Source organism: Duganella aquatilis (genome assembly GCF_009674565.1).
GTDB lineage: Bacteria > Pseudomonadota > Gammaproteobacteria > Burkholderiales > Burkholderiaceae_D > Rugamonas > Rugamonas aquatilis.
Map to the genome: position 1 here is coordinate 1 of NZ_WKJL01000032.1, position 16,190 is coordinate 16,190.

General features: G+C 65.9%; 14 protein-coding genes. 9 read left to right on the forward strand and 5 right to left on the reverse strand.

Annotation, left to right across the window (positions count from 1 at the left end; all coding sequences use genetic code 11):
• The 3 genes from traM to GJ698_RS26865 all read right to left on the reverse strand — a co-directional run.
• A partial coding sequence (gene traM, locus GJ698_RS26855) for a conjugal transfer transcriptional regulator TraM (RefSeq protein WP_503826451.1) occupies positions 1–190 on the reverse strand: 190 nt, incomplete at its 3' end.
• A 6-nt stretch (positions 191–196) separates the two neighbouring features.
• A complete protein-coding gene (locus GJ698_RS26860; RefSeq protein ID WP_154360936.1) occupies positions 197–937 on the reverse strand; it encodes a P-loop NTPase family protein in 741 nt (246 codons plus the stop codon).
• 62 nt (positions 938–999) lie between these two features.
• Positions 1,000–1,488, reverse strand: coding sequence for a CinA family protein (locus tag GJ698_RS26865; protein WP_154360937.1), 489 nt, complete (start codon positions 1,486–1,488; stop codon positions 1,000–1,002).
• A 166-nt stretch (positions 1,489–1,654) separates the two neighbouring features.
• Between GJ698_RS26865 and GJ698_RS26870 the strand changes: the two genes are divergently transcribed.
• Positions 1,655–4,273: an EAL domain-containing protein gene (locus tag GJ698_RS26870; protein WP_154360938.1), complete on the forward strand. Its 2,619-nt coding sequence runs from the start codon at positions 1,655–1,657 to the stop codon at positions 4,271–4,273.
• Here the strand turns inward: GJ698_RS26870 and thiL are convergent.
• Together thiL and GJ698_RS26880 are read right to left on the reverse strand one after the other, a co-directional pair.
• Positions 4,258–5,238 carry a thiamine-phosphate kinase gene (gene thiL, locus GJ698_RS26875; RefSeq protein ID WP_154360939.1) on the reverse strand — a complete coding sequence of 327 codons (981 nt, stop codon included), beginning with the start codon at positions 5,236–5,238 and terminating at the stop codon, positions 4,258–4,260. The genes GJ698_RS26870 and thiL overlap by 16 nt on opposite strands.
• A gap of 16 nt (positions 5,239–5,254) precedes the next feature.
• Positions 5,255–5,656: a hypothetical protein gene (locus tag GJ698_RS26880; RefSeq protein WP_154360940.1), complete on the reverse strand. Its 402-nt coding sequence runs from the start codon at positions 5,654–5,656 to the stop codon at positions 5,255–5,257.
• Positions 5,657–5,979: 323 nt separating this feature from the next.
• On the opposite strand from GJ698_RS26880, the gene GJ698_RS26885 reads away from it, so the two are divergent.
• The 8 genes from GJ698_RS26885 to GJ698_RS26920 all read left to right on the forward strand — a co-directional run bounded on the left by GJ698_RS26885 (position 5,980) and on the right by GJ698_RS26920 (position 16,183).
• On the forward strand, positions 5,980–8,298 hold the full coding sequence (locus GJ698_RS26885; RefSeq protein WP_154360941.1) for an NADP-dependent malic enzyme: 2,319 nt from the start codon (positions 5,980–5,982) through the stop codon (positions 8,296–8,298).
• A 205-nt stretch (positions 8,299–8,503) separates the two neighbouring features.
• Positions 8,504–9,547 (forward strand): GDP-mannose 4,6-dehydratase, encoded by a 1,044-nt coding sequence (gene gmd, locus GJ698_RS26890; protein ID WP_154360942.1) that lies wholly within the window; start codon positions 8,504–8,506, stop codon positions 9,545–9,547.
• Positions 9,548–9,562: 15 nt separating this feature from the next.
• Positions 9,563–10,480, forward strand: coding sequence for a GDP-mannose 4,6-dehydratase (locus tag GJ698_RS26895; protein WP_154360943.1), 918 nt, complete (start codon positions 9,563–9,565; stop codon positions 10,478–10,480).
• A complete protein-coding gene (locus tag GJ698_RS26900) occupies positions 10,477–11,643 on the forward strand; it encodes a glycosyltransferase family 4 protein (protein ID WP_371865446.1) in 1,167 nt (388 codons plus the stop codon). The genes GJ698_RS26895 and GJ698_RS26900 overlap by 4 nt, the downstream gene beginning before the upstream one ends.
• A 16-nt stretch (positions 11,644–11,659) precedes the next feature.
• Positions 11,660–12,775, forward strand: a complete 1,116-nt coding sequence (locus tag GJ698_RS26905; RefSeq protein WP_154360944.1) for a glycosyltransferase family 4 protein — start codon at positions 11,660–11,662, stop codon at positions 12,773–12,775.
• Between the two features lie 33 nt (positions 12,776–12,808).
• Positions 12,809–13,516: a winged helix-turn-helix domain-containing protein gene (locus tag GJ698_RS26910; RefSeq protein WP_371865447.1), complete on the forward strand. Its 708-nt coding sequence runs from the start codon at positions 12,809–12,811 to the stop codon at positions 13,514–13,516.
• On the forward strand, positions 13,509–14,867 hold the full coding sequence (locus GJ698_RS26915; RefSeq protein WP_371865448.1) for a HAMP domain-containing sensor histidine kinase: 1,359 nt from the start codon (positions 13,509–13,511) through the stop codon (positions 14,865–14,867). Before GJ698_RS26910 ends, GJ698_RS26915 begins: the two co-directional genes overlap by 8 nt.
• A gap of 95 nt (positions 14,868–14,962) precedes the next feature.
• Positions 14,963–16,183 (forward strand): aminotransferase class I/II-fold pyridoxal phosphate-dependent enzyme, encoded by a 1,221-nt coding sequence (locus GJ698_RS26920; RefSeq protein WP_154360946.1) that lies wholly within the window; start codon positions 14,963–14,965, stop codon positions 16,181–16,183.
• Positions 16,184–16,190 lie beyond the last annotated feature (7 nt).

Consider the following 16,190-nt stretch of genomic DNA (forward strand, 5'->3'; position numbering starts at 1 on the left):
CCACGCCGCCCGCCAGCCGCGCCTGCTGCGCCAGCTCGCGCGAGGCGGCGTCGATCAGCGCCACGTGGCGCTGCACCGCGTCCTCCAGCACCGCTTCGTTGAGCGCCACCAGCGCGAACACCGGGTCGTCGATGTCGATCTTGACGCCGGTTTTCTCAAAGACCAGACTGCGCAGCTTTTGCTGATCCATGGCGGCTTACCACTGCACTTTGTCGAGTTGTTCGAACAGGTCGCGGAACACGACCTTGATGCGCTGCTTTTCCATCACGTTGAATTTGTCGCTTTCCTTGACTTCGTTGACGGTCAGGCGCGCCGTGTTCATCTTCTTGATGTCGGCGCCGAAGGTGTCGGCGTTGCGCGCCGCCAGCACCACGCGGCCCACCACGCGCGCCGAATTGTCGGCGTAGGTCTGCGATTCGATAAACTGCTTGCCGCTCACCGATTGCAGCAGGCCGAAGTGCTCGTTCTCCCACAGCACCAGCGGCACATTGGTGGCCTTGGCGGTGGAGACGAAGCCCATGGCGGTGTCGTGCAGCGTGTCGCCGCCGCCGACGATGGTGTGGATGTAGACCTTGCGGCCGGATTCCTGCAACAAGGCGAAGCAGTCGTTCTCGATCAGGTAGCCCATCAGCGGGGAGAAGGTGTTGGCGCCGTTGTCGATGACGCAATTGCCGTCCTGTTCCAGGATGTCGATCATCAGCGCGTCGAAACGCTTGGGATCGATGGTGCGGCTGTCGGTCATCACCGGCACATGCTTGACGTCCATCGCCTTGTAGCGCGAGAAGGTCGCATTCTCCTGGTCGGTGTCGTAGCAGCGCAGCGGCTGCTGGCCCTCGGCCACATCCTTGCTGGCGATCCATTGCGCAAGAATGGTCGAGACCAGCGTCTTGCCGATGCCGCCCTTACCCTGGAGAATAAAATGTACCGTGTTTTGCATCAACTACTCCCAAACGCATTTTGAATGCGTCGAGAGTAATTGTTTTGCGGCACGAAGGCAACCTAGTTGATGAACCGGAGCAGGCCTTGCAAGGCGTGGATCACGGTCTGCTCGCGCACCGCGCGGCGGTCGCCGCTGAACACCAGGCGTTCGGTGTGGACGGTGTCGGCATTGGCCCAGCCGAAGCACACGGTGCCGACCGGCTTGCCCGGCACGGCGCCGGTGGGGCCGGCGATGCCGGTGGTCGACACCGCCAGGTGGGCGTTGCTGGAACCGAGCGCGCCGCTGGCCATCGCGGCCGCCACTTCTTCCGACACGCTGCCCATCTGCGCGATCAGCGCGGCGGACACGTCCAGCATTTCGGTCTTGGAGGCATTGGAATAGGTGACGAAGCCGCAGTCGAACCAGGCGGTGGAACCGGCGATTTCGGTGATGGCCTGGGCCACGCCGCCACCGGTGCACGATTCGGCGGTGGCCAGGATCAGCCCTTTGTCTTGTAACGCTTTGCCGACTTGCGCGGCTAGATCGAGGATGGTGTCGCTGTTGCTCATGGCTTCTCCTTCTCTGATACGGGCTTGCTATCACTGTACCATGCAGTCCGTCAGGGATGCCAGTGGCGCATGGAAATTTGTTATAGTTGCAAGCCAGCACAGCCGTGCGCCGCCATTCGTGCAGCATGGTAAGCTAGCTCAACAGCAAAGATCCCCCGGAGGCGCAATGATCAGTCAGAACGACATCCATCACGCCCGCATCCTGGTCGTGGACGATCAGCCCGTCAATATCGAATTGCTGGAATACCTGCTCACCTCCACCGGCTACAAGGACGTCAGTTCCACCACCGACCCGCGCGTGGTGGCCGGCTGGCATGCCGACCACCGCTACGACCTGATCATCCTCGACCTGCAGATGCCCGGCATGAGCGGCTTCGAGGTGATGGACGCGCTCAAGCCGCTGGAACCGGACGGCTGGCTGCCGGTGCTGGTGGTCACCGCCCAGCCCGACCACAAGATGCGCGCCTTCGAATCCGGCGCCCGCGATTTCATCAGCAAACCGTTCGATCCGGTCGAGACCCTGACGCGCATCCGCAACATGCTGGAGATGCGCCTGCTGCACGGCCGCGAGCGCAACTACAACGCCCGCCTCGAACAGACGGTGCGCGAGCGGACCGCCGAGCTGCAGCGCTTCCGCAGCGCCATGGACGCCACCGCCGACGCCATCTTCCTGCTCGACACCGACAGCGCCGAGGTACTCGACGTCAACGAGGGCGCCTGCCGCATGCTGGGCTATCCGCGCGTCGAAATGCTGGGGCCGATGGCGAGCCGGCTCGGCCTCGGTGCGCCGGACGCGCTGCGCGCCCAGGCCGAGCGGCTGGCCGCCTACGCCGCCGCGCTGGGCCCGGCGCGCTCGCCGGAACTGAGCGAGCTGGAACTGATGCGGCGCGACCTGATCGCCGTGCCGGTCGAGCTGTACTGGCAGCTGCTGCAGCGGCCCGGCCAGCCGTCGGTGATGCTGGGCGTGGCGCGCGACATCAGCGAACGGCGCCAGGCCGAGGAACTGCTGCAGCACATGGCCCACTACGACAGCCTGACCGGCCTGCCCAACCGCACGCTGTTCTTCAAGACGGTGGCCGACGCCATCAGCGTGGCGCAGGACAAGGCCTGGCGCATCGTGGTGCTGATGATCGGCCTGGACCGCTTCAAGAACATCAACGATTCGCTGGGCGCGGCGCGCGGCGACGACCTGCTGCGCCAGTTCAGCAACCGGCTGGTGCAGACGGTGCGCATCCGCGACACCGTCGGCCGCCTCGGCGGCGACGAGTTCGCGCTGATCCTGACCATGAGCCGCGACCAGCAGGACGCCGTGCACGCCGCCAACGAGGTGCGCGAGGCGCTGCGCCAGCCGTTCGAGCTCGACGGCCACCAGGCCGTGGTCAGCGCCAGCATCGGCATCTCGGTCTACCCGGACGACGCCACCGATCCCGACACCCTGGTCAAGTACGCCGACACCGCCATGGAGCGCGCCAAGCAGGCCGGCCGCGACGGCTACCGCTTCTTCACCGCCGGCATGAACGTGCAGGTGCTGGCGCGGCTGGACATGGAGCTGGCGCTGCGCCGCGCGCTCGACAACGACGAGCTGCGCCTGCACTTCCAGCCCAAGGTCAACCTGCACACCGGCGGCTTTGCCGGCGTCGAGTCGCTGCTGCGCTGGGAGCGGCCGGGCTTCGGCCTGGTCTATCCGGCCGAGTTCGTGCCGGTGCTGGAAGACACCGGCCTGGTGGTGCGCGTCGGCGCCTGGATCATCGACGCCGCCTGCCGCCAGATCGCCGCCTGGCTGGCCGACGGCACCGGCCCGGTGCGGGTGGCGGTCAACGTCGCCAGCCGCCAGTTCATCGAAGGCGACCTGGAGCAGCTGGTGCACGATGCGCTGGCGCGCCACCAGACGCCGCCGGAACTGCTGGAGCTGGAGCTGACCGAAACCTCGCTGATGAACAACGCCGAGCGCACCATCACCGTGCTCAAGAGCCTGAAGGCGCTCGGCATCAAGGTGGCCATCGACGACTTCGGCACCGGCTATTCGTCGCTGGCCTATCTGCAGCGCTTCCCGATCGACAAGCTGAAGATCGACATCGCCTTCGTGCGCGACATCACCACCAATCCCAACGATGCGGCCATCGCGCTGGCCATCATCAGCATGGCGCACAGCCTCAAGCTGCAGGTGGTGGCGGAGGGCGTGGAGACGCGCGCCCAGCTGGAATACCTGCGGCGCAGCCGCTGCGACGAAATCCAGGGTTACTTCTACAGCCGGCCGCTGCCGCCGGACGAGGTGGGCAAGCTGGTGCTGTCAGGCCACAGCCTGCCGCCGGCGCCGGGCAACGCCACCCAGCCGGCGCAGACCCTGCTGATCGTCGACGACGATGTCAACGTGCTGGCCTCGCTGCACCGGTTGTTCCGCCGCGACGGTTACCAGATCCTGACCGCCGCCTCGCCGACCGAGGCGTTCGAACTGCTGGCGCTGCACGCGGTGCAGGTGATCCTGTGCGACCAGCGCATGCCGGCCATGAGCGGCACCGAGTTCCTCAGCAAGGTCAAGGAGATGTATCCGGAAACCATACGCATCATCCTGTCCGGCTATACCGGGCTGGAGGCGGTGCTCGATTCGATCAACCGCGGCGCCATCTACCGCTTCTACACCAAGCCGTGGGACGACACCCAGCTGCGCGACAACATCCGCCTGGCCTTCCACCACTACTGGCTGATGCACGGCAGCGGCAAGCGGGTGGGGCAGCCGGGCGAGGACGCCACCGCGCTGCTGACGGCGGCTCAGGACGTGAAGTGATCGAAGCTGCTGAGTTGCAGGTCGAGCGGCGCGCCGTCGGCGTCGACCAGCCGCAGCCCGGCCTGCGCCTCGATGCGGCCGACGCGCGTGACCGGCGTCGCCACGCTGGCGGCGGCGGCCAGGATGGCGGCGCGTGACGCCACCGGCGCGGTGAAGCACAGTTCGTAATCGTCGCCGCCGGCGGCGGTGTAGGCGCGCCGCAGCGCGGTGTCCTGCGTGGCCAGGATGGCGCCGGCCGGCAGCGCGTCGACGTCCAGGGTGGCGCCCACCTGCGAGCGTTTCAGGATGTGGCCGAGGTCGCCGATCAGGCCGTCCGAGATATCGATGGCGGCGTGGGCGATGCCCTGTTCGGCCAGCAGCACGCCGAGTTCCACGCGCGGCACCGGCGTATGCATGCGCACGGCGGCGGCGCGCTGGCTGGCGGCGTCCAGCGGCTCCTTCAGTTCCAGGCGGTAGCCGGCCAGCGCCAGGCGGGCGTCGCCCAGCGTGCCGGAAATCCAGATGTCGTCGCCGGCCCGGGCGGCGTTGCGCCGCAGCGCCTGGCCCGGCCGCAGTTCGCCGAACACGGTGATGCAGATATTCAGCGGCCCTTTGGTGGTGTCGCCGCCGATCAGCGCGATGTTGAAGGCGTCGGCCAGCGCGAACAGGCCGCTGGAAAAGCCGTGCAGCCAGGCGCGGTCGGCCGATGGCAGCGCCAGCGCCAGCGTGAAGCCGACCGGGCGTGCGCCCATCGCCGCCAGGTCGGACAGGTTGACCGCCAGCGCCTTGTGGCCCAGCCGCTGCGGATCTTCGCCGGCAAAAAAGTGCCGGCCTTCGACCAGCATGTCGGACGAGATGGCGGTCTGCAGGCCGGGCGTGGGCGCGATCAGGGCGCAATCGTCGCCGATGCCGAGCGCCACGGGGGGCGGCGCGGCATGGTGGAGACGCTGGAAGTATTCCTGGATGAGGTCGAATTCGGAGAGCATGGGCGGTATTGTACCGCTACGGCGCTATCCTTTTTTGCAGGGTTTCCATGCCCAGCGCCGGCAGCGATTCGTCGGACAGGAACAGCCAGTCGTGGTTGGCCAGCCGCACCGCCACGCCGTTGACGTGGAAGCGGCTCAGCAGGTTGGGCGTGAAGAACAGCTGCGGCCCGGCTTCGTAGGAGGCGCCGGACAGCACGATGTACAGCTTGCTGGCGCCGGCCTCGATGGTGGTGGCGTCCAGGCTCAACTGGTCGAGCCGGCCTTGCCCGGTGTGGATCAGTCCGCCCTGCGAACGGGTGTAGACGAAGGCCAGCTGCTGGCTGGTCTCCTGCCAGTGCAGCAGTTGTTGCCAGGCGGCGCCTTGCGGCGTGGCGCCGGCCGGTTCGGGCAAGCGGTCGGAAACAATCAAGGCGGCCATGGACTTCTCCTGATGAACGGTTGATGGTCTCAGCTTAGCCGAAACGCCGCCGCTTGCGCGGCGCCACGCTTCGTATGGTGAAATATCGATAATTTCAATCATATTTAAACTATCGATAGTTTAAAGCAATGAGTTCTGAAAATTGATTATGTAGGCTCTAACCATGGTTAATCTGCCTAAAAATTCGGCTAACCTCCGAGTCGCCTCATAAAAAATGCTGATAACGTTTATTGCTGTTGGTGAAAATACCTACTTAATTGAAAGAACTGGTCTGATAAAATCATAGGCCTTCGATCGCACAATATGGGAAGGCAGTAAAGCACATGGATTCGTCACCTGAGAAAAAAGAAGCAATTCGTCAACAACTGCGCGTCGCCGCGCTGGAGTACCACGAGTTCCCAACCCCGGGCAAAATCAGCGTAACGCCGACCAAGCAACTGACCAACCAGCGCGACCTGGCGCTGGCTTACTCCCCGGGCGTGGCCGCGCCGTGCGAAGAGATCGTCATCGATCCGGCCAACGCTTATAAATACACCGCGCGCGGCAATCTGGTCGCCGTCATCACCAACGGCACCGCCGTGCTGGGCCTGGGCAACATCGGTCCGCTGGCCGCCAAGCCGGTGATGGAAGGCAAGGGCGTGCTGTTCAAGAAGTTCGCCGGCATCGACGTGTTCGACATCGAAATCAACGAGCAGGACCCGGACAAGCTGGTGGAAGTGATCGCTGCGCTGGAACCGACCTTCGGCGGCATCAACCTGGAAGACATCAAGGCGCCGGAGTGCTTCACCATCGAGCGCAAGCTGCGCGAACGCATGAAGATCCCGGTGTTCCACGATGACCAGCACGGCACCGCCATCATCGTCGGCGCGGCCATCCTGAACGGCATTTCGCTGGTCGGCAAGGACATCAAGCAGTGCAAGCTGGTGGTGTCGGGCGCAGGCGCAGCGGCGCTGGCCTGCCTGGACCTGATCGTCGACCTCGGCTTCCCGCTGGAAAACATTTACGTGACCGACCTGGCCGGCGTGGTCTACAAGGGCCGCACCGAGCTGATGGACCCGGACAAGGAACGTTTCGCCCGCGAAACCGACGCCCGCACCCTGGCCGAAGTTATTCCGGATGCGGATATCTTCCTGGGCGTCTCCGCCGGCGGCGTGCTGAAGCAGGACATGGTCAAGGCCATGGCGCCGAATCCGCTGATCCTGGCGCTGGCCAACCCGAATCCGGAAATCCTGCCGGAAGACGTCAAGGCCGTGCGCGGCGACGCCATCATCGCCACCGGCCGTTCGGACTATCCGAACCAGGTCAACAACGTGCTGTGCTTCCCGTACATCTTCCGCGGCGCGCTCGATTGCGGCGCCACCACCATCACCCGCGAAATGGAAATCGCCGTGGTGCACGCGATCGCCGAGCTGGCGCACGCCGAGCAGTCGGACATCGTCGCCACCACCTACGGCTTCACCAACCTGTCGTTCGGCCCGGAATACCTGATCCCGATGCCGTTCGATCCGCGCCTGCTGACCAAGATCGCGCCGGCCGTGGCCAAGGCCGCCGAGGATTCCGGCGTCGCCACCCGTCCGATCAAGGATCTGGTCGCCTACGAGGAAAGCCTGCAGCAGTTCGTCTACCGTTCCGGCACCTTCATGAAGCCGCTGTTCCAGGTCGCCAAGAAGGCCGACATGGGCAGCAAGCGTATCGTCTACGCCGAGGGCGAAGAAGAGCGCGTGCTGCGCGCGGTGCAGGTGGTGGTCGACGAGAAGCTGGCGCGTCCTATCCTGGTCGGCCGTCCGGCCGTGCTGGATGCGCGCATCGCCAAGTTCGGCCTGCGCCTGAAGCAGGGCGTCGACTTCGACGTCATCAACCCGGACCACGACGACCGCTACCGCGACTACTGGCAGGCTTACTACGAGCTGACCGCCCGCAAAGGCGTGACGCAGGAATACGCCAAGCTGGAAATGCGCCGCCGCCACAGCCTGATCGGCGCCATGATGATCAAGAAGGGCGACGCCGACGGCATGATCTGCGGCACCTTCGGCACCACCCAGCTGCACCTGCACTATATTGACCAGGTGCTGGGCCGCCGCGAAGGCGCTTGCGTGTACGCCGCCATGAACGTGCTGGTGCTGCCGCAGCGCCAGCTGGTGATGGTCGACACCCACGTCAACGAGAATCCGGACGCCAACGAGCTGGCCGCGATCACCGTGATGGCGGCCGAAGAGATGCGCCGCTTCGGCCTGTCGCCGCGCGCCGCGCTGCTGTCGCACTCCAACTTCGGTTCGTCGGACAGCCCGTCGGCGGTGAAGATGCGCGCCGCGCTGGAATTGATCAAGCAGCGCGATCCGTCGCTGGAAGTGGACGGCGAAATGCACGGCGACACCGCGCTGGATTCGAAACTGCGCACTGCCATCATGCCGGGCTCGACCCTGACCGGCGACGCCAACCTGCTGGTGATGCCGAACATCGAGTCGGCCAACATTGCCTACAACCTGGTGAAGACCTCGTCCGGCAACGGCATCGCGGTCGGTCCTATCCTGCTCGGCTGCGCCAAGCCGGTCCACATCCTGACGCCGTCGGCCACCGTGCGCCGCATCGTCAACATGACCGCGCTGTGCGTGGTCGACGCGGTCGCCCAACGTAAAGTTTAATTCTTACCCTAAACCGGGGTCAGTGCCGACATTCGGACATTTCGCAAGCGAAATGTCCGAATGTCGGCACTGACCCCGGTTTTTTATTTCTCCTGTAACAAGATGTAAGTGATGTAAAACGGCGATTTCCATTGGAAATGCGCTTGTAGCGCTCTGTTACAATGTTGGGCTACTAAGATTACCCACGATTTGGATCGTATTCATCATGCAGAAAACAAAAAAAGCCCTGGTTACGGGCATCACCGGTCAAGATGGCGCCTATCTGGCGGAACTGCTGCTGGAAAAAGGCTATGAAGTCACCGGCACCTATCGCCGCACCAGCTCGGTCAATTTCTGGCGTATTGAAGAACTGGGCATCCAGTCCCATCCAAATCTGAAGCTGGTCGAGTACGACCTGACCGACCTCGGTTCCAGCATCCGCCTGCTGCAAAACGCGCAGCCGGACGAAATCTACAACCTGGCCGCGCAAAGCTTTGTCGGCGTCTCCTTCGAGCAGCCGGTCACTACCGCGGAAATCACCGGCGTCGGCCCGGTCAACCTGCTGGAAGCGATCCGCATCGTCAATCCGAAGATCCGCTTCTACCAGGCTTCGACCTCGGAAATGTTCGGCAAGGTGCAGGCCGTGCCGCAGAAGGAAGACACGCCGTTCTACCCGCGCAGCCCGTACGGCGTGGCCAAGCTGTATGCCCACTGGATGACCGTGAACTACCGCGAGTCGTATGGCATCTTCGGTTCGTCCGGCATCCTGTTCAACCACGAGTCGCCGCTGCGCGGCCGTGAATTCGTCACCCGCAAGATCACCGATGCGGTGGCCAAGATCCACCTGGGCCTGCTGGACGTGCTGGAGCTGGGCAATATGGACGCCAAGCGCGACTGGGGCTTTGCCAAGGAATACGTGGAAGGCATGTGGCGCATGTTGCAGGCCGACGAGCCGGGCACCTATGTGCTGGCCACCAACCGTACCGAAACCGTGCGCGACTTCGTCGCGATGGCGTTCAAGGCGGTCGACGTGACGCTGGAGTGGAGCGGCGCAGCCGACCACGAAATCGGCACCTGCAAGAAAACCGGCAAGGTGCTGGTGCGCGTCAATCCGAAGTTCTACCGCCCGGCGGAAGTGGAACTGCTGATCGGCGACCCGGCCAAGGCGCAGCAGGAGCTGGGCTGGAAACCGTCGACCACGCTGGAACAGCTGTGCCAGATGATGGTGGAAGCCGACCTGCGCCGCAATAAAGCCGGCTTCTCGTTCTAAGTTCAAGGAGGCCCCATGGCTGCTGAAGGCGCGGGCAAGCGTGCCCTGATCACCGGTCTGTCCGGCTTCACCGGCCACTACGTCGCGCAGGAGCTGCGCGCGGCCGGCTACCAGGTCTTCGGCACCATCACGCCCGGCCAGCCGGCCAGGGAGGGCGACAACGCGGGCGAATTCGCGGTCGACCTGCTGGACCGCGCCGGCCTGGCCGCCGTGGTCCGGCAGGTGCAGCCGGACGTGGTGGCGCACCTGGCCGCCATCGCCTTTGTCGCCCACGGCGACGTCGACCAGATCTACCGCGTCAACGTGGTCGGCACCCGCAACCTGCTGGATGCCCTGGCCGCGCTGGAGAAAAAACCGTCGGCCGTGCTGCTGGCGTCCAGCGCCAACATCTACGGCAATACCGACGTCGGCGTCATCGCCGAGGACGTGCCGGCGGCGCCGGCCAACGACTACGCCGTCAGCAAGCTGTCGATGGAATACATGGCGCGCCTGTGGCAGGACAAGCTGCCGCTGGTGGTGGTGCGGCCGTTCAACTACACCGGCGTCGGCCAGCACGAGAACTTCCTGCTGCCGAAAATCGTTTCCCACTTCCGCCGCCAGGCCGCCGACATCGAGCTGGGCAACCTGCACGTGTGGCGCGACTTTTCCGACGTGCGCATGGTCGCGCAAAGCTATCGCAGGCTGCTGGCCGCGCCGGCCGCGATCGGCCAGACCGTCAACATCTGCTCCGGCCACGGCTACTCGCTGGGCGAGGCGCTCGACATGATGGCCGATATCGCCGGCTACCGTATCAACGTCCACGTCAACCCGGCCTTCGTGCGCGCCAATGAAGTGGTGCGCCTGGTCGGCGACAACCGCCGCCTGGCCGCCGTCACCGGCGCCATCGATACCGTGCCGCTGGCCGAGACGCTGCGCTGGATGTACACGGCGTGAACCAGCTGCGCTCCCTGCGTGTCGGCCTGTCCGCCACCACCACCGAGCCGGCGCTGACCGGCGGCTGCATGGACGGCATCGGCGTCTATACCCACGGCCTGCTGCAGCACCTGCCGCAGGCTGGCGTCGAGGTGCTGCCGTTTTCCTTCGCCCCGCCCGGCGACGCGCGCCGCCTGACGGTGGGCCGCGCGCTGCCGCTGTCGTTTCCGCTGGCGACGCTGGGCGACCTGATGCTGCCGTCGTCGGTGCATCTGAGTACGCAGTCGGTGCTGGGCAAGGGCGCGGCGCCGCTGGACCTGTTCCACGCCACCGACTATCGCATCGTGCGCATGGACTGCCCGGTGGTGGCCACGCTGCACGACGCGCTGCCGATTTCGCATCCGGAATGGGCCAGCCCGAAAATGCGCAAATTAAAGAACTGGCTGCAGGCCAAGGCCGCGCGCAAGGCGCAGCATGTGATGACCGGTTCGCACTTCTCGATTCGTGAGCTGGTGGAATGCTTCGGCGTCGATGAAAACCGCATCAGCGTGGTGCACCACGGCGTGCGCGCCGAGTGGCACGAGCAGCCGGACGCCGCGGCGCGCGACGCCACGCTGGCGCAGCACCAGCTGCGCGCCGGCTATTTCCTGTTCGTCGGCACGCTGCAACCGCGCAAGAACGTCGAACGCCTGCTGGAAGCCTACCTGAGCCTGCCGCCGGTGCTGCGTTCGGCGCGCCAACTGGTGATCGTCGGCGCCCCCGGCTGGCGCAGCGAAGCACTGGTCAGCCGCATCAAGGCCGCGCAGCAGCGCGGCGAGAACGTGGTATGGCTGGACCAGTTGACCGACGACGTCCAGCTGCGCCACCTGTACGCCGGCGCCGGCGCCTTCATCTTCCCGTCGCTGCACGAAGGCTTCGGCCTGCCGCTGCTGGAAGCCTTCGCCAGCGGCGTGGCGGTGGCCTGCTCCGGCACCACCTCGCTGCCGGAAGTGGCGGCCGGCGCGGCGCTGGAATTCGATCCGCTGTCGGTGGGCGAGATCGCCGCCGCCATGACCACCCTGGCACGCGACGACGCGCTGCGCGCGCGCTGCGTCGCCGCCGGCCGCCGCCGCGCGCTGGAGCTCACCTGGGACGAGGCGGCGCGCCGCACCGCCGCCGTGTATCACCACGTCCTGTCACACTGAATTGTCACACCGAGCCATGCGCGTCCTCCATTTCTACAAGACCTATTATCCCGACACCTGGGGCGGTATCGAACAAGTGATACGCCAGCTGTGCGTCGGCACGGGCCGCCTCGGCGTCACCAACGAAGTGCTGACCCTGAGCCGCAACGGTCCGTCCGAGATCGAGATCGAAGGCCATACCGTGCACCGCGTGCCGCTGGACTTCGAGATCGCCTCCACCGGCTTTTCGTTCGCCGCCATCCGCAAGCTGGCGCGCCTGGCGCGCAAGGCGGACGTGATCCATTACCACTTCCCGTGGCCGTTCATGGACCTGGCGCACTTCCTGGCGCGCATCGACAAGCCGAGCGTGGTGACCTACCACTCCGACATCGTGCGCCAGAAGAACCTGCTGCGCGTGTACGGCCCGCTGAAGCGCCGCTTCCTGGAAAACGTCAGCACCGTGGTGGCGACCTCGCCCAACTACCTGGCCTCGTCGCCGGTGCTCAAGCGCTTCGAGCACAAGACCCGCACCATCACCTACGGCCTGGATAAATCGATTTATCCGACGCCGTCGCAGGCATCGAAGGACAAGTGGCGCGCCCAGTGCGGCGAGCGCTTCTTCCTGTTCGTCGGCGTGCTGCGCTACTACAAGGGCCTGCACATCCTGCTGGATGCGATGGCCAATGTCGACTACCCGGTGGTGATCGTCGGCGCCGGCCCGATCGAGCAGGAGCTGAAGGAACACGCGCGGCGCCTGGGCCTGACCCACGTGCAGTTCATCGGCGCGGTGGACGAGGAAGACAAGGCGGCATTGCTGGAACTGAGCTACGCCATGGTGTTCCCGTCGCACCTGCGCTCGGAAGCCTTCGGCATCTCGCTGCTGGAAGGCGCGATGTTCGGCAAGCCGATGATCTCCAGCGAGATCGGCACCGGCACCACCTACATCAACATCGACAACGAGACCGGGCTGGTGGTGCCGCCCGACGATCCGGCGGCGCTGGGCGCCGCCATGCGCAAGCTGTGGGACCATCCGGAGCTGGCCGCCGACATGGGCCGCCGCGCCGAGGCGCGTTACTGGGAACTGTTCACCGCCGAGCGCATGGCGCAGAATTACCATGCGCTGTACCGCGAGCTGGTGGCGCGGCCAAGGTAAAATAGGCGTCTGCCCCTGATTTCGGAGACTCGCGTGCGCTGCCTGGTTATTGAAGACGAAGCCGAAACTTCCAATTACATCTGCAAGGGACTGCGCGAGGCCGGCTACATCGTCACCGCCGCCGCCAACGGCCCGGACGGACTCGATTACGCCACCGGCGAGGACTGGGACATCATCATCCTCGACCGCATGCTGCCGGGCCGCATCGACGGCCTGTCCATCGTCGACAAGCTGCGCGCGCTGGGCAAGCAGACCCCGGTCATCATCGTCAGCGCGCTGACCACCATCGACGCCCGCGTCACCGGCCTGCGCGGCGGCGCCGACGACTACCTGTCCAAGCCTTTCGCCTTCTCCGAACTGCTGGCGCGCGTGGAAGCGCTGCTGCGCCGCAGCGCCCCCGGCGCCGACAGCACGCAATTGCAGGTGGCCGACCTGCGGCTGGACCTGCGCACGCTGCGCGTCACGCGCGGCAGCAAGGTGATCACGCTGCAGCCGCGCGAATACCGCCTGCTGGAATACCTGATGCGCAACGAGAACCAGGTGGTGACCCGCACCATGCTGCTGGAATCGGTGTGGGACTACCACTTCGACCCGCAGACCAATGTGATCGACGTGCAGATCTCGCGCCTGCGCGCCAAGGTGGACAAGGACTTCCCGGTGATGCTGATCCACACGCTGCGCGGCGTCGGCTACCGCATGGGCGTGACGCCGCCGGACGAGGCGGAGCTGCCGGGTGTTTAGACTGCGCACCTCGATCGTCGCCAAGCTGGTGCTGGGCTACGGCCTGCTGGGCCTGGCGTCCATCGTGGCGGTATCGGCGGTGTTCTACAGCGGCACCATCGGTGTGCTGGACCAGAACATCGACGGCAAGATCCGGGCCCAGACCGAACGCATGCTGGACAACATCAACGACGGCAACCGCGAGGCGCTGAAGGCGGAGGTGCACCGGTTGCTGACCGACGGCGTCGACAACGACCGCGAAATCTTCCAGCTGCTCGATGTCGACGGCACGGCGCTGGCCGGCAACCTCGGTTCTTGGCCCAGCGTGGCCGATGCGCCGGACCTGGTGACGGCCACCGTGCTGCGCTACGGCCGCAGCGCGCCGGCGCGCCTGTACCTGCGGCCCCTGGTGCAGGGCGGGGTGCTGATCGTCGGCCGCGACTTGAGCGAGGAAGACGCGGTGCGCGAAGTGATCTGGCGCGCGCTGGCGGCCGGCGCCTGCGTGTCGCTGATGCTGACCATCGCCGGCGCCATGCTGTTCCGCAGCAGCATCGAGTCGCGCCTGGGCCAGATCCGCCGCACCGCCGCGCAGATCGAGGCGGGCGACCTGAGTCCGCGCATTCCGGTCGTCGGCAGCGACGAATTCGCGCTGCTCAACCGCGACATCAACCGCATGCTGGACCGCATCGAGCTGCTGATGGACGGCATCCGCAACGTCTCCAACGCCATCGCCCACGATTTGCGCACGCCGTTGAGCCGCATCCGCGGCCGGCTGGACGACGCCCTGCGCCACGACGTGACGGTGCCGCGCCTGGCCACCGCCGCCCACGACGCCATCGACGACATCGATGACCTGATACGCCTGTTCGAGCGCCTGCTGCAGATCGCCGAGGCGGAATCGGGCATGCGCGCGCGCCTGTTCGAGCGGCTCGACCTGGGCCGCGTGGTGGCCGACATCGGCGAGATGTACGAAGCCATCGCCGAGGACAGCCAGATCGCGCTGACGGTCGACGCGCCGGACTCGCTGTACGTGGACGGCGACCGCAACCTGCTGGCCAGCGCGGTCGCCAGCCTGCTGGACAACGCCATCAAGTACGCCGGCCCCGGTTCCGTCATTCACGTGCGCGCCGGCCTGCATCACGGCCAGGCGTCGATGTCGGTGCACGACAATGGTCCCGGCATTCCGGCGGGCGAACTGGGCAACGTCACGCAGCGCTTCTACCGGCTCGACAAGAGCCGCCACATGCCGGGCAATGGCCTGGGCCTGTCCATCGTCAGCGCCACCGCCAAGTCGCACGACGGCAAGCTGGTGCTGGAAGACGCCGGACCGGGACTGATCGCCCGCATCGTGCTGCCGCTGGCGGCCAGCTAGTCCAAAGCGCAACTCTCCAATTCGTAATGTGGCCGCAAGCTTGGGGAAAGCCGCGCCCCCCTATGATGAGCTGATATCTTTCGGCTACCTCCATCATGCACGACTTAAGCGACATCGCCAGCTGGCTCCAGCATCACCCCATCTACCACGACTCGTCGGTGCACAGCACGCTGCCCGACCCGACCTTCATCACGGAAGGGGAGTCGGTGGTGTCCTTCAGCACCAACAACTACCTGGCGCTGGCCAACCATCCGCGCCTGGTGGCGGCGGCCAAGGCGGGCCTGGACCGCTACGGCGTCGGCAACTGCGAGTCGCGCCTGCTGGGCGGCGACCTGGAAGTCTACCGCGAGCTGGAACGCCGCCTGGGCGCGCTGAAGCACAAGAGCGACGCGGTGCTGTTCGTCACCGGCTACATGACCAACATCGGCGTGCTGTCGTCGATCGTCAAGGCGGCCACCTTGGCGCGCCTGCACGGCTTCCGCGCCCGCAAGCGCCGCAAGTACGCCTACTACTCGGACGAATTCAATCACATCTCGATCCGCGAAGGCATCCAGATGTCGGGCGCGCTGCGCTACAACTACCGCCACTGCGACATGAACCACCTGGAGTCGCTGCTGCAGGCCGGCGCGGTGGAAGGCACCACGCCGATCATCGTCAGCGACGGCGTGTTCAGCATGGAAGGCACGATCGCGCCGCTGCCGGAGCTGGTGGCGCTGGCCGAGCGCTTCGACGCGCTGCTGTACATCGACGACGCCCACGCCACCGGCATCCTGGGCGCCACCGGCGGCGGCACCTCGGAGCACTTCAACTGCTACAGCCCGAACATCATGCAGATGGGGACCCTGAGCAAGGCGCTCGGCTCCATCGGCGGCTTCGTGGCGGTGGAAAAGGATGTGGGCGACGTGATCCGCCTGACCAGCTCCGCCTACGGCTTCACCTGCCCGCCGCCGCCGGACCAGGCTGCGGCGCTGCTGGCGGCGCTGGACATCCTGGAAGAAGAACCGGAACGCCGCCAGCGCCTGTGGGACAACCAGCGCTACTTCATCGAGCGCATGGCGCCGCTGGGCTACACCATCATCTCGACCGCCACGCCTATCCTGCCGGTGCTGATCGGCGATGCCGAAACCTGCCAGCGCTACGCGGTGGAACTGCGCGCCGAAGGCGTGCACGTGGACTCGATCCAGTTCCCGGCGGCGCCGGTGGGCCAGGCGCGCCTGCGCTTCATGATGAACGCCGGCCACACCAGGGCGCAGATCGACCACGCCGTCAGCGTGATGGCGCGCCTGGCCGGACGCGGCGCACGCCTGGTCGCGTAAAGGCGTG